Source organism: Massilia atriviolacea (genome assembly GCF_003953935.1).
GTDB classification, from domain to species: Bacteria; Pseudomonadota; Gammaproteobacteria; order Burkholderiales; family Burkholderiaceae_D; genus Telluria_A; species Telluria_A atriviolacea.
Genome location: NZ_RXLQ01000004.1, coordinates 321,357 through 339,867 on the forward strand (window position 1 = coordinate 321,357; position 18,511 = coordinate 339,867).

Genomic DNA, 18,511 nt, shown 5'->3' on the forward strand with positions numbered 1-18,511 from the left:
GCCCATGCACGCCATCCTTCGTCCCGCGTCCCGCCGATGCCCGCCGCGCCGCCTGCGCGCCGGCGGCGCCACCATGATCGAATTCGCCCTGACCCTGCCGCTGTTCCTGCTGTTCATGCTGGGCACCTTCGAAGTGGCGCGTGCGCTGTACCTGTGGAGCGTGCTGGCCAATGCCACCGCCGTGGCGGCGCGCGGCGCGGCCGTGATCGACGCCACCGACCAGGGCGCGCTGGGCACGCTGGCGCAGGCGGCCGGGATCGCGGCGCGCGCCGGCGGCATGGCGCTCGGCAGCGCCGCCCGGCCCGACGCCCGCATCGTGATCACGCACCTGGCCGCCGATTTTGCGCCGGTCGCGCTGCTGCCGGCCTGCCCGGCGCAAAACATTGTCAACTGCAACGCCAATCCGAATGGCAACAACTGCGTGCGCTTCGTGCAAGCCCAGCTGTGCGCCCCGGGCGCCGGCGCCTGCGTGCCGGCCAGCTACAAGCCCCTGTTTACCGGCAGCGCGCTGCTCCAGGGATTGACGTACCCGACCTTCGCGACGATCACGCCGGCCGCGTCGCTGGGGCATCAGGCAGGTAGCACCGAAGTCTGCCCCGGTCCCTGAGCCGCGCGGCCTTACCCAAGAGGAAGTTCCATGAAAGCTCTACTGATCACCCACGACAACCAGCTGCAAGCCGAAATCGCGGCCCAGGGCGCCGCCCGCATGCCGCCCGTGACCCTGGTGGCGGTGCGCAGCCGCCTGCGCGACGCGCTCGAGCGCGTGCTGCCCGAGAACCCGGCGCTGGTGATCGTCGACGCCAGCGGCCTGGCGGGCGACGAGGCCGAACTGCTGCTGCGCCTGGCCAAGCTGTACCCGGGGGCGACCTTCATGCTGCTCACCCGCGACCAGCAGCAGGACCTGCTGATCCGCGCCATGCGCGCCGGCGTGCGCGAGGTGCTGCAGCTGCCGCTGGTGCACAGCGCCTTCCACGACGCCATCAACCGCATCGCCGACGCCGCCAATGCCGGCAAGCTGTGCGACGGCAAGGTGCTGGCCTTCATTTCCTGCAAGGGCGGCAGCGGCGCCACCTTCCTGTCGACCAATTTCGCCTATGCGCTGGCCAGCCTGGCCGACAAGAAGGTGATCCTGATCGACCTGCACGGGCAGTTCGGCGACGCCACCCTGTACGTGTCGGACCAGAAGCCGGCCATGACCCTGTCCGACGTGTGCGGCCAGATCGCGCGCATCGACGGCGCCTTCCTCGACTCCTGCCTGGTGCACGTCACGCCCGGCTTCGGGATACTGGCGGCGGCCGACGACCCGGCCCAGGCGGTCGAGCTGAAGCCGGAGCAGATGGACGTGATCCTGCGCGTGGCGCGCCAGCACTACGACTACGTGGTGCTCGACGTGGGGCGCCAGATCGACGCCATTTCGCTGCGCGCGCTCGACAACGCCGACGCCATCTACCCGGTGCTGCAACTGGCCCTGCCCGACCTGCGCGACGGCCGCCGCCTGCTCGACATCTTCCGCTCGCTCGGCTACGCCATCGAAAACACGCGCCTGATCGTGAACCGCTACGAAAAGGGCGGGCGCCTGCGCCTGCAAGACGTGCAAGCCTCGCTCGGCGCCGAGGTCATGCACACCGTGCCCAACGATTACGTGAACGTCACCGATTCGGTGAACCAGGGCGTGCCGGTGCTGCAACTGTCGCGCGCCAGCCCGGTGGCGCGCAGCCTGTCCGAACTGGTCGAGCTGGTGACCGCGCGCCGCGTGCCGGAAGCGAAGGGCTTGCTCACGCGCCTGTTCGGGCGCGCCGAAGCCGAACAGTAGCCGAACGATAGCCGAACCATAGTCGAACAATCAGCCCCAGGAGAAACCCATGACCTTGCGCGAACGCCTGAGCGCGGCCGAGGAGAGCCGCCACACGCAGCCGGTGGAAGCGGAATCGTCCAACCACGCCTACCACGACCTGAAGAAGAACATGCACCAGATGGTGCTCGACCGCATCGACCTGGAACGCCTCAAGCGCCTCACGCCGGAGCAGTTCAAGCACGAGCTGGGCCTGCTGGTGCAGCACATCATCGAGGAAGAGCACATCGTGCTCAACCAGCACGAACGGCACGAGCTGGTGCTCGACATCCAGCACGAAATGCTCGGTTTCGGCCCGCTCGAACCGCTGCTGTCCGACCCGACCGTGTCGGACATCCTGGTCAACACGTTCAACCAGGTGTACGTGGAACGGCGCGGCAAGCTGGAGCTGACCGACATCACCTTCCACGACAGCGCCCACCTGATGAAGATCATCGACAAGATCGTCTCGCGGGTCGGGCGCCGGGTCGACGAATCGAGCCCGATGGTCGACGCCCGCCTGCCGGACGGCTCGCGCGTGAACGCGATCATCCCGCCGCTGGCGGTCGACGGCGCGATCCTGTCGATCCGGCGCTTTTCGGCGACCCCGCTGACGGTCGAGAACCTGCTGCGCTACAAGAGCATGACCCCGCCCATGGTGCAGGTGCTGCAGTCGCTCGGCCACGCCAAGATCAACATCCTGATCTCGGGCGGCACCGGGAGCGGCAAGACCACCCTGCTCAACCTGCTGTCGGGCTTCATCCCGGCCAACGAACGCATCATCACCATCGAAGACGCGGCCGAACTGCAGATGCGCCAGCCGCACGTGGTGCGCCTGGAAACGCGGCCGCCGAATATCGAAGGCAAGGGCGAGGTGACCCAGCGCGCGCTGGTGCGCAACGCGCTGCGCATGCGCCCCGACCGCATCATCCTGGGCGAGGTGCGCGGGGCCGAAGCGATGGACATGCTGCAGGCGATGAACACCGGACACGAAGGCTCGCTCGCGACGATCCACTCGAACACCCCGCGCGACGCCCTGGCGCGCCTGGAAAACATGGTCGGCATGGCGGGCGTGACCCTGACCCCGCGCGCGGTGCGCCAGCAGATCTGCTCGGCCATCACGGTGGTGCTGCAGGTCACGCGCCTGACCGATGGCGCGCGCAAGCTGGTCAGCCTGCAGGAAATCACCGGCATGGAAGGCGAGATGATCGCCATGCAGGAAATCTTTTGCTTCGAGCAGACCGGGGTCGACCCGGACGGCAGGGTGGTCGGGCATTTCCGCGCCACCGGGGTGCGCCCGCGCTTCGCCGACCGCCTGCGCCTGTTCGGCGCGCCGGTGCCCGACTCGGCCTTCGACCCCAGCCGCATTTTCGAATAGGAACGGCCATGGATTATGTCTTTTACGGCTTTGCCGTGCTGTTGTTCGCGGCCGTCATCCTGATGGTCGAGGGTGGCTGGCTGCTGTGGTCGCAAACGCGCGGCGGCGGCGCCCAGCGCATCGCGCGCCGCCTGCGCGTGATGTCGGGCGGCACCGACATCGAGGGCGGCGCCATCTCGATCCTCAAGCGGCGCCGCTTCAGCGCCTCCGACAGCCTCGACAGCGCGCTGCACCGCCTGCGCCTGGCGCACGCCATCGACCGCCTGCTGATGCAGGCCGGGGTGCACTGGATGGTGGCGCAGTTCCTGGCGGCCTCGCTGGCGCTGCTGTGCGCGGGCGGCGTGATGGCGCACCTGTGGGACACGCCGCCGCTGCTGACCTGGACGCTGCCGCTGCTGGGGGCCGCCCTGCCGCTGATGGTGCTGCGGCGCACGCGCGCCACGCGCCTGTGCAAGATCGAGGAACAGTTACCCGAAGCGGCAGACTTCCTGGCGCGCGCCATGCGCGCCGGCCACTCGTTTACCAATGTGATGCAAATGGTCGGCAGCGAACTGCCGGAACCGCTCAGCGGCGAATTCCGCACCGTGCACCAGGAGATCAACTACGGCGTGCCCATGAACGAGGCGCTGCACAGCCTGGCCGAGCGGGTGCCCCTGACCGACCTGCGCTACATGGTGATCGCGGTGCTGATCCAGCGCGAGTCGGGCGGCAACCTGGCTGAAATCCTGGGCAATATCGGCCACATCATCCGCGAGCGCCTCAAGCTGCTGGGCCAGATCCGGGTGCTGTCGGCCGAAGGGCGCATTTCGGCCTGGATCCTGGGCGTGCTGCCGTTCGCGGTGGCCGGCATGATGTACCTTGCCAATCCGGAGTACATCAGCATGCTGTGGACCGATCCGGCCGGCATACGCCTGCTGGGCTACGCCGCCGTGATGATCTGCATCGGGGTGGTGTGGCTGCGCAAACTGATTCACATTCGCGTCTAGGAGGCCAGCATGAGCGGCTCGCAATTACTGTTTTTGCTGATCGTGTTCGTGGTGGTGTGCGCCCTGGCGGCGCTGGCCATCAGCACCTTCTGGCCCGGCTATATGCGCCAGCGCCTGGCGCGCGTGGGCGCGGCCAGCGCCGATACCGGCGCCGGGCGCAGCGATGGCTGGGTGGAAAAGGTGGCCAAGGTGGCCCAGCCCTTCGGCACGCTGTCGCTGCCCGAGCAGGGCTGGGAAAAGTCGCCCCTGCGCACCCGCTTCATGAACGCCGGCTGGCGCGGGCCGTCGGTGGCGCCCCTGTATTTCGCGGCCAAGACCGTGCTGGCGCTGTTCCTGCCGGCGCTGGTGGGCGTGTGGATCGCGCTTTCGAGCGAGGTGCTGAGCGGACAGCGCATCATGCTGATGCTGCTCGGTACGGCCACCTGCGGCTACTACCTGCCCAACGTCGTGCTCGAAATGACGGCGCGCCGGCGCCGGCGCGAGATCTTCGAATCGATTCCCGATGCGCTCGACCTGCTGACCGTGTGCGTGGAAGCGGGCCTGAGCCTGGAGCGCGCGCTGATCAAGGTGGCCGGCGAAATCCACATCAAGTCGCTGGTGCTGGCCCAGGAAATGCAGCTGGTGCTGATGGAAATGCGGGCCGGCTTCAGCAAGGAAAAGGCGCTGCGCAATTTTGCCCTGCGCAGCGGCGTGGAAGACGTCGACACGCTGGTGGCGATGATGATCCAGTCCGAGCGCTTCGGCACCAGCATGGGCACCTCGCTGCGCGTGCATGCCGACACCCTGCGCACCAAGCGGCGCCAGATGGCCGAGGAACAGGCCGCCAAGATCGGCGTCAAGCTGATGTTCCCGCTGATCTTCTTTATCTTCCCGACCCTGCTGATGGTCCTGCTCGGCCCGGCCGCCATGCAGATCATGCGTACGCTCAGGTCGGTCAACTCCTAGCCCATCCCGTTTCTACCGGAGCCGCTCATGCCAAGCCCCCTGACCCGCTACTGCCTGCTGTGCGCCGGCGCGCTGCTGCTGGCCTGCGCCGGCCCGCGCCGCGAGTTGCCCGATACGCCCGATGCGCCCGATAGGCCCGATAGGCCCGATACGCCGGCGGCGGCCCCGCTGCGCGCCGAGGACGCCTATCTGAAGGGGCGCGACGCGCATCTGGCGCGGCGCCACGCTGCGGCGCTGGCGGCCTACCGCGCCGCGCTGGCGCGCGATCCGGCGCACCTGAAGGCGCGCAACGGCCTGGCCACCCTGTACGCGGAGCAAGGCGATTTCGAGCGCGCCATCGCGCTGTGGGAAGCCATGACGCAGGAGGGCGAGGGCGCCGGCGGCCAGGCCAGCGCCTTCCTGTTCAGCAATCTCGGCTACGCCCATTTCCTCAACGGCCAGTTCGGACAAGCCCTGGCCGCGCTCGAAAAAGCCTGCCTGCTCGACCCGCTCAATGCGCGCGCCTGGGACCATCTGGGCGGCGCGCTCGACAAGCTCGGGCAGCACCAGCGCGCAGAGCAGATGTACCGCCAGGCCAGTGCCCTGCGCAGCCATGATTTCAGGGCCGACTACGCGGTCGCCGAGCGCGCCGGCGTGGCCGCCATCGACAGCGCGGTCAAGGCCGACGCGCAAGGCGCGCCGCGCGAGCCGCAGTGGGCGCGCACCGAGGTGCAGCAGGATGGCGCCGGCGTGTTCGTGCTGCGGCGTGTGGGGGAGGCTGCGCCGGCGGTGGCGGCAGTGGCGGCGCCGCGTTCCGGCCAGGCCTTGCTGGAAATTCGCAACGGCAATGGCGTGACCGGCATGGCCCGTTCGCTGGCCGCCACCATGGACGCCAGCGCCGTGCGCGTGGTGCGCCTGAGTAACCAGAAAGGCTTCGGCGTGCGCCGGACCCGCATCGAATACCAGGGCGAATTTCGCGAAGCCGCCGAGCGCCTGGCCGAGCGCTTCGGCGCCGCGCGCGTGGTGGCGGTGGGCGATGTCGGGCGCGCCGACCTGCGCCTGGTGATCGGGCGCGACCTGGCGCCGGGTGCCGCGGCCGGCGTCGCCGTGGCTGTGCGCACACGGCCGTTGGCGGGACAGGGCTGACGCGGGGGCGATGGTCGGCACGTTTGCGCCAGATCAAATCCGGAGTGGGGGCTCACGCGACAATAGCCTGGTCCAAGCACTTACCGGAGCATTTCCATGACACTTGCAGAACGTTTCATGCGCTTCCTGTGCGGCTGCGCACTGCTGGCGCTGGTCGCTTGCGCCCCGACCCCGCAGCGCGAGGGCACCGGCGAATACATCGACGACACCGTCATCACCGCCAAGGTCAAGGCCGCGCTGGTGGCCGACCCGGATCTCAAGGCTACCCAGATCAATGTCGAGACGTTCAAGGGCAGGGTGCAGCTGAGCGGCTTCGTTCCGGCCGCCGACATTGCCAGGGCGGTCGCGCTGGTACGCAAGATCGAGGGCGTCAAGGACGTCAAGAACGACATGGTGCCCAGGAACTGAGGCGGTGCCGCCTGTGCGGGCGGCGTGACGCGCCGGATGTTTGTGCTCAGCCTTCCAGCTGGGCCTTTTCGGCGGCGCTCAGGCGCTTGGCGCTGACGGTGACGACGGTCATGTTGGCGTCCATGCCGGCGTCCACCCTGGCTTGCACGGCGGCCGGTGCGGCAAGGCGCGGGGCCGGTGCGCTGGCGGTCGCGAAGCTGGTTGCGGACACGACGACGAGGGCGGCGAGGAAGATGGTTTCCATGTTTTTTGCGATGTTCATGTTGGGCTCCTGTGGGTGAAGTGCGTTGGGTTGAGTGAACTATAGCCACAGGGGCGTTCGTCAACTACCCGATTGCGACGGAAGGCCGGTTTTGCGGGATGGAAGGTCGGATTCGGGGAAAAACCTGCGGCGGCTGCGAAGGGCAGCGCCGAGGAGGGCGCTTACTGCTTGAAGCGGATGACGATCTGAGGGCGCTGCTCGAGGCTGTCGATTTTCCACGCATAGGTGCCGATCAGGCCGAAGAACGACGGGGTCGTGGTGGCGTTATGCGCGATGACCTCGGCGCTGATCGGCACCGTCACCGATAGCGTACCGTCGAGCTTGATGCCGAGTCTCGCCATGCTGGCTTTTTCCTTGTCGTCGAGCTTGCCGGCTTGCAGGTTCAGCACGCCATCCGGTCCGGTCCGCACGCGCAGCACGCCGGCCAGGTCGAGCGCCTGGGCGCGCTGGCGCTTGCCCTCGACGCTCAGGTCGTAGCGTTTCGGACTGCCCGCCTCGCCGCCGCTGCCCTTGCCCATCTGCCCGGCCGTCAAGGTGTGCACGGCGGTGCCGGCGTAGGAATACGCGTAGCTGCCATCGGCCGCGAAAGCAATCCTGGCGGTAAAGCGTTCGGGAACCAGGCATGCGGTCAGCAGCAGGGCGGCGCAGGCGCCAGTTGCCAGGAGTCGAAGGCTCATCGGGCAATCCATGAATGGTCGGAATGGCGCCAGTGTAGCTCAGTCAATACAATCTTGTCAGAGTTGACAATTTTGCTTACAAGATGCAACGTGGCTTACCGTACTACCCCCGTGCTACCCTCGTGCCGCCCGCGTGCTACCCGCGTGCTACCCTCGTGCCGCCCCCCTCAGCACGGCCGGCGCAATCACGCGGTGCATGGGCGTCACCGGCAGCATGTAGAGGCGCCCGAGCCAGTTGTGCACGTGCACCACGGTCGACACCGTCGCCAGCACCCGCCCGTTGCGCGCATCGACTGCCTTGTGCACCGACAGGACGACGTCGAGGTGCTTGTCCTTGTCGCCCAGCAACACCTCGTCGGGCGTGTTGGCAAACAGGGTGAAGATGCCGACCCGGTCGCCGATCCGGTACGCCGACGCCGGCTTGGCCGGATCGAGCCCGGACAGGGTGCCGAGGTTTTTCAGGCCCAGCAGCGACACCACGCGGTTGCGCAAGCTCATCAGCGCATTCACCCAGCCCGGCGTGTTGGCAGTCACCTTGAGGAACATCTCCAGCGCCGTGGCATCGCCATCGCTCGGTACGATCGCCCAGGCATCGTAAAAATAGGCGCCGGGCAGCGACGCGGCCAGCGCGCTGGAGGCGGGAACAGTGGTTTCGACGGGGGTGGCGTGCATGGGGTCCGCGGGCAATGACAGTGTGTGCCGGTCCGGCCGGACGCATGGCAGCCCGCCGGGCGAGCATGCCATCTTAATACGGAAGCGCGCGCCGCGCCGGGAAGCACCCGCCCGGCGCGCCTTGCGGGTGTTACTGCATGAACCAGCCATGGCTGACCACGATCGACTGGCCGGTCAGCGCATTGCTGGGGAAGGCCGCCAGGAACAGCGCGGTCTGCGCCACATCGTCGACGGTGGTGAATTCGCCGTCCACGGTTTCCTTGAGCATCACATTCTTGACCACATCCTGTTCCGAGATGCCGAGTTCCCTTGCCTGCTCGGGAATCTGCTTTTCGACCAGCGGCGTGCGCACGAAACCGGGGCAAATCACGTTCGCGCGCACCCCGTGCGCCGCGCCTTCCTTGGCCACCACCTTGCACAGGCCGATCAGGCCGTGCTTGGCCGTCACGTAGGCCGACTTGAGCGGCGAGGCTTCTTTCGAATGCACCGAGCCCATGTAGATCACGCTGCCGCCGCGGCCTTGCGCGTACATCAGCTTGAGGCAGGCGCGGGTGGTGAGGAAGGCGCCGTCCAGGTGGATCGCCAGCATTTTTTTCCAGTCGTCGAAGGCGAAGCTCTCGAGCGGCGCGACGATCTGGATGCCGGCATTCGACACCAGCACATCGATGCCGCCGAAGCGCGCCGCCACGGCCGCGATGCCCGCGTCGACTTCGGCTTCGCTGGTGACGTTCATGGCTACCGCCATGCTGCGTTCGCCGGAAGGATCGAGTTCCCGGGCCGTGGCCTCGGCCGCTTTCAGGTCGAGGTCGGCGATGACGACCCTGGCGCCGTTGTCGAAGTAGACCTTGGCGATGTGCTTGCCGATGCCGCTGGCGGCGCCGGTGATGACAGACACTTTATCTTGCAGGTTCATGGGATGGCTCTTTCTGTGTGTGGGTGGCGGCACTGGCGTGCCGGGAGGTCAGGAAATCGTAGATGGCGGGGCTTTTGCCGGCCGGCGGCAAGGCCAGGATCTGCGGATGCGACAAGGTCAGGGCGGCATCATCGTAGCCCGCACGCCAGTGCTCGTTCATGGTGCGGCGCGAAAATTCGAAGTCCTTCGACTGGCCTTCGTAATTGGGCGAGCGGTACACCAGCTGGACGATGTTGTAGACCGCCTCGTCGGAGGCCTCGGCCAGCAGGCGCGCCTGCGGGGTAGCGGCCAGGGCGGCCGGCATCCGGGCCAGCAGTTCGTTGAAGGCGGTGCGCAGCTCGGCCAGCTTGCGGAACTTGTCGGTGGCGGCCCGCGTGCGGCTCGAAAACTGGACTTCCTTCATGCGCACGGCCACGTCGGTCAGGTCGCGCGACAGTTCGCCGCTGGCGCTCCACAGGTCGACCTGCAGCACCAGGGTATCGACGCCCGAGTGCGACGACAGCACCCAGTCGAGCGGGGTGTTCGAGACCAGTCCGCCGTCCCAGTAATGCTGGCCGTCGATCTCGACCGCGTCGAAGCCCGGCGGCAGGGCCCCGCTGGCCATGATGTGTTTGGCGGCGATGGTGTCGACCGCGTTGTCGAAGTAGGCGAAGTTGCCGGTGCGGACGTTGACGGCGCCGACCGAGAGGCGCATCTCGCGGCGGTTGATGCGGTCGAAGTCGACCAGCTTGTCGAGCGTGCCTTCGAGCATCGACGTGTCGTAGTAGCTGGTGGCGGCGCGGTTGGCCAGCGGCAGCCAGGGCGGCGGCATGCGCGGCTGGAAAAAGCCCGGCACGCCGTGCGAGAGCACGCGCCCGGCCGCCATCTGGTTGGCCCAGCCGCGCAGGGTGTCGTCGGCCAGCAAGCCGGTCCACCATGCGCTGGCGCCGCCGTCGCCGGCGTTGCTGACCTGTTCCCAGAAGCTGCGCAATTTGGCGACCCGGTCCGCGCGCGGATTGCCGGCGATGATGGCGCTGTTAATCGCCCCGATCGAGATGCCGGCGATCCAGGTCGGCTCGATGCCCGCTTCCAGCAGGCGCTCGTAGACCCCGGCCTGGTAGGCGCCGAGCGCGCCGCCGCCCTGCAGCAACAGCGCGATGCTGCCGAAGGCCGAGGCGCAGGGGCGCGCCGCTTCGGGCGGCGCGCTGGCGCGCTTGTGCAATGTGGAACCGTCACGCATGCTCGGGCACCGGAACGTCGAAGCCGTTGAGGGTGGTCGATACCATGGAATAGAGTCCGACCAGGTAAATCAGTTCATTCGTGCCTTTCTGGCCGAAGGTGGCCAGTGCCAGGCGGTAGATCGGCTCGGGCAGCAGGCCGCCCCGGCACAGGGCGTAGGCGAGGTCGTAGGCCACGCTCTCTTCCTTGTTCAGGTCGGATGGCTTGAGGTCGGCCACCAGGGTCGCCAGGCGTTCCAGCGGCATCCCTTCGGCCTCGGCCACGGCGATGTGGGCGTACAGTTCGTAGGCGGCATCGAAGCGCGCGCCGACCACCAGGATGGCGATCTGGCGCACATTGTCCGGCAGTACGGCGTTGGCCGTCATCGCCAGGGTCAGGTTCCAGATCGCCTTGCCGATGGCGGGCTCGTGCAGCCACGGATTCCACGGGCCCATCAGGGCGCCATCCTCGCGCTGGGAAACGAAGGCGTTGAAGTTCGAGGCGATGCCTTTGCGCATGTCCTGGTACAGGGGCTGTTGTTCGGGGCTGAGGTCGGAAGGGGCGATCAGGGGCAGGCGCATGGCGGCTTTCTGGATGGGTTGGCAAGGGGAAGCCGGACCGGTCCATGCGGGTGGCGCGCGGCGCTGGCCGGCATGCGGATCGTTGCAGCTTCTTGCCAAAGAATACAGCCGCTGACTTAGGCGAAAATTGGTTCGTGCGCGGGCTTGTTGCGGGACGAGATGGGATTGGGCGCCTGGCCCTGACATCAAATGAAGAGCGTTGCAGGAACCTTGAAGCGGGTGGCAAGAGCCTTGACTTGCCGGAGGTAGAGTTGTCTCTTTCCGCTGAGGATGTCGTCGACGACGGCCTGGCTGCCCAGCTCGGGAAGCGCCGACGCCGACAGCCGATGCTGCTCCATCAGAAACCGCAGCAGGTTGAGAGGTGACACGGGAGGGGCGGGATAATGCGTCTCGTCATAGGCGGCGATCAAGGTGGCCAGCAAAGTGGCGAGGTCGGCCAGCGCATGCTGTTCGTCCGCAGCGCCGGCGTCGAGCAACTGGTTCAAGGCGGTGACGGCGTTGTCGTAATCAAGTTCCGGGCGAATTGGATGACGCGAACAAAGGGAAGTCAGCGCGCTGAAATGTCGGGCAATTTTTTCAACGACTTCCTGATCCATCAAGGTGTCCATTGATCGTATTCCTTGTGCGTGAAGACGTGCCGTATAAATAGTTGTCGGTTGTTGAAGTAAAGAACAAAAGCAATTTTGAATCGGTAATTTGAGGGAATCGGAATGAGAACAGCGCTGCATACAAAATTTGTACCTAACGCTGAGCTGCGCCAACGACAACTTGAGGCCTAATCCTTGCGCGGACCTGCTGATAAATAGGAATCTGCACATCCTCCTTCACTTCCAACGTAACGGCCAACCCGTAGGGAATCATCTCATCCAGTCTGGCGGTTGCGTCCTTCTTGCAGACCACTCTGAGTCGTAGGGTCTCACCATCTTGATATGCCGCAATCAAATTTTTCCCATCAAGCACCTCATGTTGAACAGTCCCCCGGAGCACCTGATTATGATCGCTGTCTTGGCGTTTGAGTTTCAACGGGATGTTGTCCCAAGTTGAACCGCCCGGTTCCATTTCTAACTTCGCTTCACGAAGGTCACGATGATCAGGGTTGATCGGAGAAAGCCAAGCCAGAGTGACAATCAGTCGACGCCAAAGCTTTTGTGCGGATAATGCGGGCGGTAGTGGAAACTCATACTCATGCACCTCATTTTCAGCAATTTCACCAAAGCCGAGGATAGTTGCGCGTTGATCTGTACACGTTAGCACCCGGTCAACATCGGGCGCACCGTAGCCAATATAGCGAGCAACAACCTCTTTGAACTGCCGAGAATTCGATTCGTTTTTAAGAGCTTTGACCAGTTGGTCTTTCGCAGTCTCGGGCTGACGCGCGCCGTGAATGAGTAACGTCTTAATTATTACTGCTTCTAAAGAATCCGGTATGTGTTGTTGTTCTTCGTCGCGAAGCGACGCAAGCATCTCGTGAATTCGCCCGGCGTTGCGACTAGCAATGGCAGTAGCATTGCTGGTCCCACGTGTGAATACTGTGTTGTTCAGATGCCCTTCGGTTGGGCTGTCCCAGGCGACACGCTGACCCGGGCTAAGCTTAGTTTTGTCGGCAGAGTAAACTGTTGTTCCATTCATCAACGGTTTTTGATACAACTGTCTGCCGCCAGCGAATAGTACTTCTGGTTTTACAGATCGCCGAAATCCATGACCAACCCGCATTGCTGGGCTAAACATTTGGTCATGGGGCATCAAATCGATTCTTGGAGGATAATCTAGATATTCTCCAGCCTCATCCGTGTGTAGTGCCCCAACTGTTATTGCATTAAGCGACTCTGCAGGAGATAACAAGCGGCGCGAACTGAGCGAGGCAGCGACCGATTTGAGCGTTGCTTGTACTCGTTTATCTTTGCTGAGTGCCGAAAACGCTACGTGACTGAGTCCAATTTCAATTGACTCTGGATAGTTTCCAGCGCTGACAATAAAAATTACACGATATTTCCAGGAGAGCCAATCCAGCAAGCGTGCCCAAGGGCTAGGTGTGTGGATAAAGGGGCGCGCAGGGTCGCCGATAGAAATATTTATAATTTTCACGGTTGGGGCTTGCGGAGGAACGTCATTAGTCCCTTCGAACATTCGACGAACGGCAACGTGTATTCTGTCTTCAAAAAAGACATCGTTTGGCATGTGTTCATCTTTAGCGGCACTTCCTTGGTCCGGCTGCATCACAGGGACACAATACAATTTACTCACTAAGGGCCGGCTATTGAGGCTGGCTAAATCACCATGAACAATCAGTGATGCCATGCTCGTTCCGTGCCGACGTTGGCCTGGTTGATATAGCCGGTCAAGGTCAAATATGTCATCAAGCAATATTCTGTTTCGTAGAAAATTGTGCCTCTGGAGCGGCGCGCCATCAAGGAGTGCAAGCACCGGCAACTCGTCCGCTTCCCCGGCATCAAGCTCTGCAGGCGTGCCTTCATCTTCTTCTGACACAGCCAAAGTTTGCCCTGTTGGTCGGAAGTACATGATTCCAGAGAAATTGAAGAGCTGAATATCTACGATGCTATTTGGATCGTCAACCTCATCAATCAGCTGTCGAATACTCTCAACTGGAAGTATAGCTTTTACCGCGTGAAAAGCGATTTCTGGTAGGTCAATAAATGGCCCGAGTGTTCCGCCGCCAAGCTCTGCCAGTAGCGAGTGAATGGCGCGTTCGTTTTGTTGTCGTTTTAGCGCATTGCGTCGATAAAATAGTTCTATCTGGAAGGGAACTTCCTCGCCCGGTATAATTGCTTGAAGTAATTCTCTCCACTGTTCTATCATTCCAGTTTCGCGAAGTGTTTCCTCAATACTCCAGCGTCTAATATTACGCAGTTGGGAGAAAACCTCTGCCCATTTCGCGCGACCGTATGGCAGCGGTCGTCCTTCTGTCCATTGGCGCCAAAGAGCAAGCATACCCTGAAGTCCCGCCTCACTACCCATTGAAAGAAATAACCGACCTTTCAGTGGTTTAGCGGCGAAGTTGCCGTGAGTATCTAGTTCATAAAATTCGTCATCCGGCTCGATATCACTGAGATCCCATTCCCCGAGCCACTCTAGGTCAGCAGCCTCGACGGCTTGCTTAAAATCGTTCACAGTGCCGACAATTTCGATCACTAGAACGGCTTCCGGTTCTAAACCAGCCAATGCACCTGCAATACCTACGCGGTACTCCACAAAAGAACGTTGTAGCTCACGCATTTGTGCGCCGATACGAATAGACTGGGCGGCGCGTCCTGGCAGGTGAGGCTTACTTTGCGGGAATCCCCTCCCCGGCTCAGGTGGGACAATTCGTTTCTCAGGAAATACCAAAAGCGGTAAGTGATTTGCCATGCGCTTCTTTCTTCAGCTTCCTATTCTGGAATCCCCTAAATTCAAATCTCTTGGGAAAATGGTTTCAAACGATCGTTTAACTGATCTAGCTTTGTAAGCGTAACAGCCTTTGCGTCACCTGTTCGTTGATCGAGAATTGCCCGCCGGGCGACTGATAGGCAAAATTCTTCTACTTCCGCAAAGTTAAGTCCAAGCAACCGTTTCGCAATTGTCTCAGGCGCAAATCCAAAGTTCACATTTAAGCGACTCCCAAGGGTTGTGATAAATTGGGTGAGTTGCGCTCGGGTGGGCATTGAAAGTTCAATTCTAACCTGAAAACGTCGCCATACGGCACGATCCAGTAATTCTGGGTGGTTGCTAGCAGCAATAATAACTACATAGTCCGGCAATTCGTCCATTTGCAGCAGCAAGGAACTAACTACACGTTTTATTTCGCCGGTTTCATGCGTGTCGCCACGTTCTTTTCCTAAAGTCTCAAATTCGTCAAAAAACAGTACGCAACGCTGGGTTTTCGCATAGTCGATTAGACTTTTTAGCCGCCCCGACGTTTCGCCCAGATAGCTACCTATCACGTTCTCGTAACGAACTGCAATCAAAGGGACCATGAGCTCATGAGCTATCGCTTCGGCCAAGGTCGTCTTGCCATTGCCAGGTGGACCCGCAAGCAATATTCGATGACGAGGACGCATATTATGCGAGTGTAGCAGCTCAGTGCGATGCTGCTCTTCGATGACTTCATTAAGCTGATCACGGACCTTAGTTGCCAGTACTATGCTGTCCAGCGTTCGTTCCGGGTACGTTTCAAATATCAAATCCTTGTGTGCGCTGACAATACTTCCACCTCCAGCAAATTGGCGCGGGGATGAGAATTTGATTGTCGACTGTTGCAGCGACTTTGCGAGTCGATCTGCCAAAATTCGGTGCCCTTTAGCCCGCTCTTCCTTGATCAATGACTCTGCTGCCGATCGAAACGACTGCTGGTCGCCGTTGCTGGCTGCCTTGACCATCTCTACCAAGGTATCAGCTTGTGCCATCAGTATTTCCTTTAAGTATTTTTCTCAAGTGCATTATGTTTGTACCCGAAGCATCCCGTATGAGAGCCTGCGAAAGTGTCGATTTAAGCAGTTTTTCGCTGAGTGCGGGAACGTAAGTCATTGATCTGTATGAAGCTCGAAGTGCGAAGATGAGTAAATCAGCGTTCTCTTAGGTGCCAGACAACGACTGATATGTCCTTTTTCGACCATATTACGTAGTTTGGCGTTTTAGTCGGACCGTGACTTTGTGGCGTGTTGTGCTCCATTAACTAATGCGAAGCATTGGATGATCAGGGAATTTTGACAGAAAAGGAGCAAAAAGTCTTACATTCCCCCTCAACCTTAGCTGAAGACGGAGTTTGAACGTCCACGTAGTCACTGAATGCATCATCACTCAAGTGCGTCTGAGTGGCGTTGCCCGCAGACATGCTGGCGTTTACGAACAGCGAGGTCTGTTCGTCATTCCTAAGTGGAAGTGCTAGTATGTCTACCGACAAGATAGTTAGTAGAATCGAGTACACAGCCGCGTGCTAAAGCCATCTCTCGAAACGGAGAGGACTGTAAGCACTACCCCTCTCGTTTGATGCACTCTACCTTGCGACTTTCTTGATGATTTGATTACAGCGGCCGACGTTGAGCTCATAGAATCCAATTACTTTTCTTGATCAGCCTCTCACGTTGCGAATAAAGCTGTGTTGTTTTAGCGTGTCCTGGTGAGCCTCGCTCGCGTACTGGCTGACTGATCGGAATGTACGCTCAGACACTGCGCTTGCTTGCGCTGTTGAATGGTCATCTTCAACGCATCGCACATCAGTTTCGTAGTTTTGCTAGGCGCCAATGCCGATCCATCAATTTGCGCGCAGGATGTATTGACACTCGTCCAAATGAAAAGGGCTTACATTTCTGTAAGCCCCTTGATATTTCTGGTGCCGACTGCCGGTTTCGAACTGGCCACCTGATGATTACAAATCAACTGCTCTACCAAATGAGCTAAGTCGGCGAAACTTTTACAGCGGCGATTATACGCTATTTGATGCGCGTGAGCGTCGGACGGCCACCTTTTTTAGGCGGGTCGTTGTTGTCGTCCGGCCCCGGCGCCGGGGCGCCGCCCGGCGCACTGTCCGAACCGGTATCCGGCACGCTCTGCAGCCCCACGGGCGCCGCTTTGGCAGGCGCCGGCACGCTCGACAGCGGGCTGTCGGTCGGCTGGCTGGCGGCGTTTTCGGAGGCGGTACTGCTCACTTCGAAGGCCATGCCCTGGCCGTTCTCGTTGCCGTAGATTGCCAGCACATTCTGCACCGGCACGTAGATCTCGCGCGAGACGCCGCCGAAGCGGGCGTGGAACTGGATCGCTTCGTTGTCCATCTTCAAGCCCGAGGTGGCGCCGAAGCTGATGTTGAGCACGATTTCGCCTTTTTTGACGTATTCCATCGGCACCGTGGTCGCGGCGTCGACCTTGACGGCGAGGTAGGGCGTGAACCCGTTGTCGGTGCACCACTCGTAGATGGCGCGCAGCAGGTAGGGCTTGGTTGAGATCTCGGACATGTTCTGTAGTGGTGTGGTACGAGGTGGACACGCCAGTCTACTGCGATTCGCCCGAAGGCGTGGCGACTGGCGTGCCGGGGTGCGATCGGCCTGCGGCGCCGATCAGCGGCGCATGACTTTCTCGGACGGGGTCAGCGCTTCGATGTAGGCCGGACGCGAGAAAATGCGCTCGGCGTACTTCATCAGCGGCGCGGCCGTCTTCGACAGTTCGATCCCGTAGTGATCCAGGCGCCACAGCAGCGGGGCGACGGCCACGTCCAGCATCGAGAACTCGTCGCCGAGCATGTACTTGTTCTTCAGGAACAGCGGCGCGAGCGTGGTCAGGCGGTCGCGGATTTCGGCGCGCGCCTTGTCGTGGCTCTTGTCGTTGGCCTTGGCGCGCTCGCTCTCGAGCACGTGCACATGGACGAACAGTTCTTTTTCGAAGTTGAACAGCATCAGGCGGGCGCGCGCGCGCATCAGCGGATCGGCCGGCATCAGCTGCGGATGCGGGAAGCGCTCGTCGATGTATTCGTTGATGATGTTCGATTCGTACAAGATCAGTTCGCGCTCGACCAGGATCGGTACCTGGCCGTACGGGTTCATCGTCGAGATGTCTTCTGGCTTGTTGAACAGGTCCACATCGCGCACTTCGAAGTCCATGCCTTTTTCGAACAGGACCAGGCGGCAGCGTTGGGAGAACGGGCACGTGGTGCCGGAGTAGAGAACCATCATTTTTATAGTTCCTTAGAAACAAAGGGGGTGAAACGACGAGCGGATCACCCCGAAATGTGCCCGCCGATCGACTCGGCGGGCAATGAAATGAAGCGTGAAGCCGGTCTTACTTGACTTCTTTCCAGAACGATGCGCTCAGGCGCCATGCGAACAGGGCGAAGATCGACATCAGGAACAGAACCCAGACGCCCAGGCTCTTGCGGGTTTCCGCTGCCGGTTCGGCCATCCACTCGAGGTAGGCGACCAGGTCGGCCGTCGCTTCGTCGAACTGGATCGGGGTCATGCTGCCCGGCGTAACTTGTACGAAACCATTGAACTTGTGCACGGTTTTGCTTGCATCATGCGGATCTTTGACTTCATCCATCTTGACGGTGCGCACACCCTGTTCCTTCCACATCACGTGCGGCATGGCGACGTTTTCCACCACCATATTGTTCCATCCGGTCGGACGGGTATCGTCCTTGTAGAAGGTGCGCAGGTAGGTGTACAGATAGTCGGGGCCGGTGCCGTGCGAGGAAGCCTTGGCGCGGGCGATCACGGACAGGTCGGGCGGTACCACGCCGAACCATTCCTTGGCGTCCGCCGGACGCAGCGCGGTGGTCATCATGGCGCCGACTTTTTCACCGGTAAACAGCAGGTTTTCCTTGATCTGCTCTTCCGACAGCCCCAGGTCTTTCAGGCGGTTGTAGCGCATCGAGGAAGCCGAGTGGCAGTTCAGGCAATGGTTGACGAACAGCTTGGCGCCGTTTTGCAGCGAGGCCAGGCTCGGGCGCGCCGGCGCCTTGTCCAGTGGGTGGCCGCCGCCGCTGGCCAGGGCCAGGCCCGGCAGCAATGCCAGGATCGCAATCAGTTTTTTCGGAAAATTCATGTAATGTCC

19 protein-coding genes and 1 tRNA gene are annotated in these 18,511 nt (G+C 61.9%); 7 read left to right on the forward strand and 13 right to left on the reverse strand.

Translation table 11 applies throughout. The features are described from left to right. Nucleotides 1–4 precede the first annotated feature (4 nt). The 7 genes from EJB06_RS09420 to EJB06_RS09450 all read left to right on the forward strand — a co-directional run bounded on the left by EJB06_RS09420 (nucleotide 5) and on the right by EJB06_RS09450 (nucleotide 6,673). Nucleotides 5–607 (forward strand): TadE family protein, encoded by a 603-nt coding sequence (locus tag EJB06_RS09420; protein ID WP_126073748.1) that lies wholly within the window; start codon nucleotides 5–7, stop codon nucleotides 605–607. 30 nt (nucleotides 608–637) lie between these two features. After that, nucleotides 638–1,813: a CpaE/TadZ family protein gene (locus EJB06_RS09425; protein ID WP_126073749.1), complete on the forward strand. Its 1,176-nt coding sequence runs from the start codon at nucleotides 638–640 to the stop codon at nucleotides 1,811–1,813. 49 nt (nucleotides 1,814–1,862) lie between these two features. Next, nucleotides 1,863–3,209, forward strand: coding sequence for a TadA family conjugal transfer-associated ATPase (locus tag EJB06_RS09430; RefSeq protein ID WP_126073750.1), 1,347 nt, complete (start codon nucleotides 1,863–1,865; stop codon nucleotides 3,207–3,209). A gap of 8 nt (nucleotides 3,210–3,217) precedes the next feature. Next, nucleotides 3,218–4,195, forward strand: coding sequence for a type II secretion system F family protein (locus EJB06_RS09435; RefSeq protein ID WP_126073751.1), 978 nt, complete (start codon nucleotides 3,218–3,220; stop codon nucleotides 4,193–4,195). A gap of 9 nt (nucleotides 4,196–4,204) precedes the next feature. Continuing rightward, nucleotides 4,205–5,140 (forward strand): type II secretion system F family protein, encoded by a 936-nt coding sequence (locus EJB06_RS09440; RefSeq protein WP_126073752.1) that lies wholly within the window; start codon nucleotides 4,205–4,207, stop codon nucleotides 5,138–5,140. 27 nt (nucleotides 5,141–5,167) lie between these two features. Next, a complete protein-coding gene (locus EJB06_RS09445) occupies nucleotides 5,168–6,265 on the forward strand; it encodes a LytR C-terminal domain-containing protein (protein ID WP_126073753.1) in 1,098 nt (365 codons plus the stop codon). Nucleotides 6,266–6,361: 96 nt separating this feature from the next. Continuing rightward, complete coding sequence (locus tag EJB06_RS09450; RefSeq protein ID WP_126073754.1) at nucleotides 6,362–6,673, forward strand: BON domain-containing protein; 312 nt, start codon at nucleotides 6,362–6,364, stop codon at nucleotides 6,671–6,673. A 46-nt stretch (nucleotides 6,674–6,719) separates the two neighbouring features. On the opposite strand, the gene EJB06_RS09455 is transcribed toward EJB06_RS09450, so the two are convergent. The 13 genes from EJB06_RS09455 to EJB06_RS09520 form a co-directional block, all read right to left on the reverse strand. Beyond that, nucleotides 6,720–6,935, reverse strand: coding sequence for a hypothetical protein (locus EJB06_RS09455; RefSeq protein ID WP_126073755.1), 216 nt, complete (start codon nucleotides 6,933–6,935; stop codon nucleotides 6,720–6,722). Nucleotides 6,936–7,096: 161 nt separating this feature from the next. Further along, nucleotides 7,097–7,612: a hypothetical protein gene (locus EJB06_RS09460; protein ID WP_126073756.1), complete on the reverse strand. Its 516-nt coding sequence runs from the start codon at nucleotides 7,610–7,612 to the stop codon at nucleotides 7,097–7,099. A gap of 147 nt (nucleotides 7,613–7,759) precedes the next feature. After that, the gene (locus EJB06_RS09465) at nucleotides 7,760–8,284 is read right to left on the reverse strand and encodes a DUF2867 domain-containing protein (protein WP_126073757.1); all 525 of its coding nucleotides are present in this window, start codon (nucleotides 8,282–8,284) and stop codon (nucleotides 7,760–7,762) included. A gap of 130 nt (nucleotides 8,285–8,414) precedes the next feature. Further along, complete coding sequence (locus EJB06_RS09470; protein ID WP_126073758.1) at nucleotides 8,415–9,197, reverse strand: 3-hydroxybutyrate dehydrogenase; 783 nt, start codon at nucleotides 9,195–9,197, stop codon at nucleotides 8,415–8,417. Beyond that, nucleotides 9,181–10,416, reverse strand: coding sequence for a patatin-like phospholipase family protein (locus tag EJB06_RS09475; protein WP_126073759.1), 1,236 nt, complete (start codon nucleotides 10,414–10,416; stop codon nucleotides 9,181–9,183). Before EJB06_RS09475 ends, EJB06_RS09470 begins: the two co-directional genes overlap by 17 nt. Beyond that, nucleotides 10,409–10,975, reverse strand: coding sequence for a carboxymuconolactone decarboxylase family protein (locus EJB06_RS09480; protein WP_126073760.1), 567 nt, complete (start codon nucleotides 10,973–10,975; stop codon nucleotides 10,409–10,411). The genes EJB06_RS09475 and EJB06_RS09480 overlap by 8 nt, the downstream gene beginning before the upstream one ends. Before the next feature lie 185 nt (nucleotides 10,976–11,160). Continuing rightward, the gene (locus EJB06_RS09485; protein ID WP_126073761.1) at nucleotides 11,161–11,583 is read right to left on the reverse strand and encodes a helix-turn-helix domain-containing protein; all 423 of its coding nucleotides are present in this window, start codon (nucleotides 11,581–11,583) and stop codon (nucleotides 11,161–11,163) included. Between the two features lie 133 nt (nucleotides 11,584–11,716). After that, nucleotides 11,717–14,341 (reverse strand): S8 family peptidase, encoded by a 2,625-nt coding sequence (locus EJB06_RS09495; RefSeq protein ID WP_126073762.1) that lies wholly within the window; start codon nucleotides 14,339–14,341, stop codon nucleotides 11,717–11,719. 41 nt (nucleotides 14,342–14,382) lie between these two features. Further along, a complete protein-coding gene (locus EJB06_RS09500; protein WP_126073763.1) occupies nucleotides 14,383–15,375 on the reverse strand; it encodes an AAA family ATPase in 993 nt (330 codons plus the stop codon). Nucleotides 15,376–16,299: 924 nt separating this feature from the next. Then, nucleotides 16,300–16,375: transfer RNA gene (locus tag EJB06_RS09505), tRNA-Thr, on the reverse strand. 26 nt (nucleotides 16,376–16,401) lie between these two features. Beyond that, nucleotides 16,402–16,920, reverse strand: a complete 519-nt coding sequence (locus tag EJB06_RS09510) for a ClpXP protease specificity-enhancing factor (RefSeq protein ID WP_126073764.1) — start codon at nucleotides 16,918–16,920, stop codon at nucleotides 16,402–16,404. A gap of 102 nt (nucleotides 16,921–17,022) precedes the next feature. Beyond that, complete coding sequence (locus EJB06_RS09515) at nucleotides 17,023–17,634, reverse strand: glutathione S-transferase N-terminal domain-containing protein (protein ID WP_054265664.1); 612 nt, start codon at nucleotides 17,632–17,634, stop codon at nucleotides 17,023–17,025. Nucleotides 17,635–17,740: 106 nt separating this feature from the next. After that, complete coding sequence (locus EJB06_RS09520) at nucleotides 17,741–18,502, reverse strand: cytochrome c1 (protein ID WP_126073765.1); 762 nt, start codon at nucleotides 18,500–18,502, stop codon at nucleotides 17,741–17,743. Nucleotides 18,503–18,511 lie beyond the last annotated feature (9 nt).

What these genes read in the sequence shown, in the direction of transcription:
- EJB06_RS09495 (WP_126073762.1), bottom strand. Translation starts at nt 14,341, where the DNA reads ATGGCAAATCACTTACCGCTTTTGGTATTTCCTGAGAAACGAATTGTC.
- EJB06_RS09480 (WP_126073760.1), bottom strand. Translation starts at nt 10,975, where the DNA reads ATGCGCCTGCCCCTGATCGCCCCTTCCGACCTCAGCCCCGAACAACAG.
- EJB06_RS09465 (WP_126073757.1), bottom strand. Translation starts at nt 8,284, where the DNA reads ATGCACGCCACCCCCGTCGAAACCACTGTTCCCGCCTCCAGCGCGCTG.
- EJB06_RS09455 (WP_126073755.1), bottom strand. Translation starts at nt 6,935, where the DNA reads ATGAACATCGCAAAAAACATGGAAACCATCTTCCTCGCCGCCCTCGTC.
- EJB06_RS09460 (WP_126073756.1), bottom strand. Translation starts at nt 7,612, where the DNA reads ATGAGCCTTCGACTCCTGGCAACTGGCGCCTGCGCCGCCCTGCTGCTG.
- EJB06_RS09485 (WP_126073761.1), bottom strand. Translation starts at nt 11,583, where the DNA reads ATGGACACCTTGATGGATCAGGAAGTCGTTGAAAAAATTGCCCGACAT.
- EJB06_RS09515 (WP_054265664.1), bottom strand. Translation starts at nt 17,634, where the DNA reads ATGATGGTTCTCTACTCCGGCACCACGTGCCCGTTCTCCCAACGCTGC.
- EJB06_RS09475 (WP_126073759.1), bottom strand. Translation starts at nt 10,416, where the DNA reads ATGCGTGACGGTTCCACATTGCACAAGCGCGCCAGCGCGCCGCCCGAA.
- EJB06_RS09510 (WP_126073764.1), bottom strand. Translation starts at nt 16,920, where the DNA reads ATGTCCGAGATCTCAACCAAGCCCTACCTGCTGCGCGCCATCTACGAG.
- EJB06_RS09450 (WP_126073754.1), top strand. Translation starts at nt 6,362, where the DNA reads ATGACACTTGCAGAACGTTTCATGCGCTTCCTGTGCGGCTGCGCACTG.
- EJB06_RS09430 (WP_126073750.1), top strand. Translation starts at nt 1,863, where the DNA reads ATGACCTTGCGCGAACGCCTGAGCGCGGCCGAGGAGAGCCGCCACACG.
- EJB06_RS09500 (WP_126073763.1), bottom strand. Translation starts at nt 15,375, where the DNA reads ATGGCACAAGCTGATACCTTGGTAGAGATGGTCAAGGCAGCCAGCAAC.
- EJB06_RS09425 (WP_126073749.1), top strand. Translation starts at nt 638, where the DNA reads ATGAAAGCTCTACTGATCACCCACGACAACCAGCTGCAAGCCGAAATC.
- EJB06_RS09520 (WP_126073765.1), bottom strand. Translation starts at nt 18,502, where the DNA reads ATGAATTTTCCGAAAAAACTGATTGCGATCCTGGCATTGCTGCCGGGC.
- EJB06_RS09435 (WP_126073751.1), top strand. Translation starts at nt 3,218, where the DNA reads ATGGATTATGTCTTTTACGGCTTTGCCGTGCTGTTGTTCGCGGCCGTC.
- EJB06_RS09445 (WP_126073753.1), top strand. Translation starts at nt 5,168, where the DNA reads ATGCCAAGCCCCCTGACCCGCTACTGCCTGCTGTGCGCCGGCGCGCTG.
- EJB06_RS09420 (WP_126073748.1), top strand. Translation starts at nt 5, where the DNA reads ATGCACGCCATCCTTCGTCCCGCGTCCCGCCGATGCCCGCCGCGCCGC.
- EJB06_RS09440 (WP_126073752.1), top strand. Translation starts at nt 4,205, where the DNA reads ATGAGCGGCTCGCAATTACTGTTTTTGCTGATCGTGTTCGTGGTGGTG.
- EJB06_RS09470 (WP_126073758.1), bottom strand. Translation starts at nt 9,197, where the DNA reads ATGAACCTGCAAGATAAAGTGTCTGTCATCACCGGCGCCGCCAGCGGC.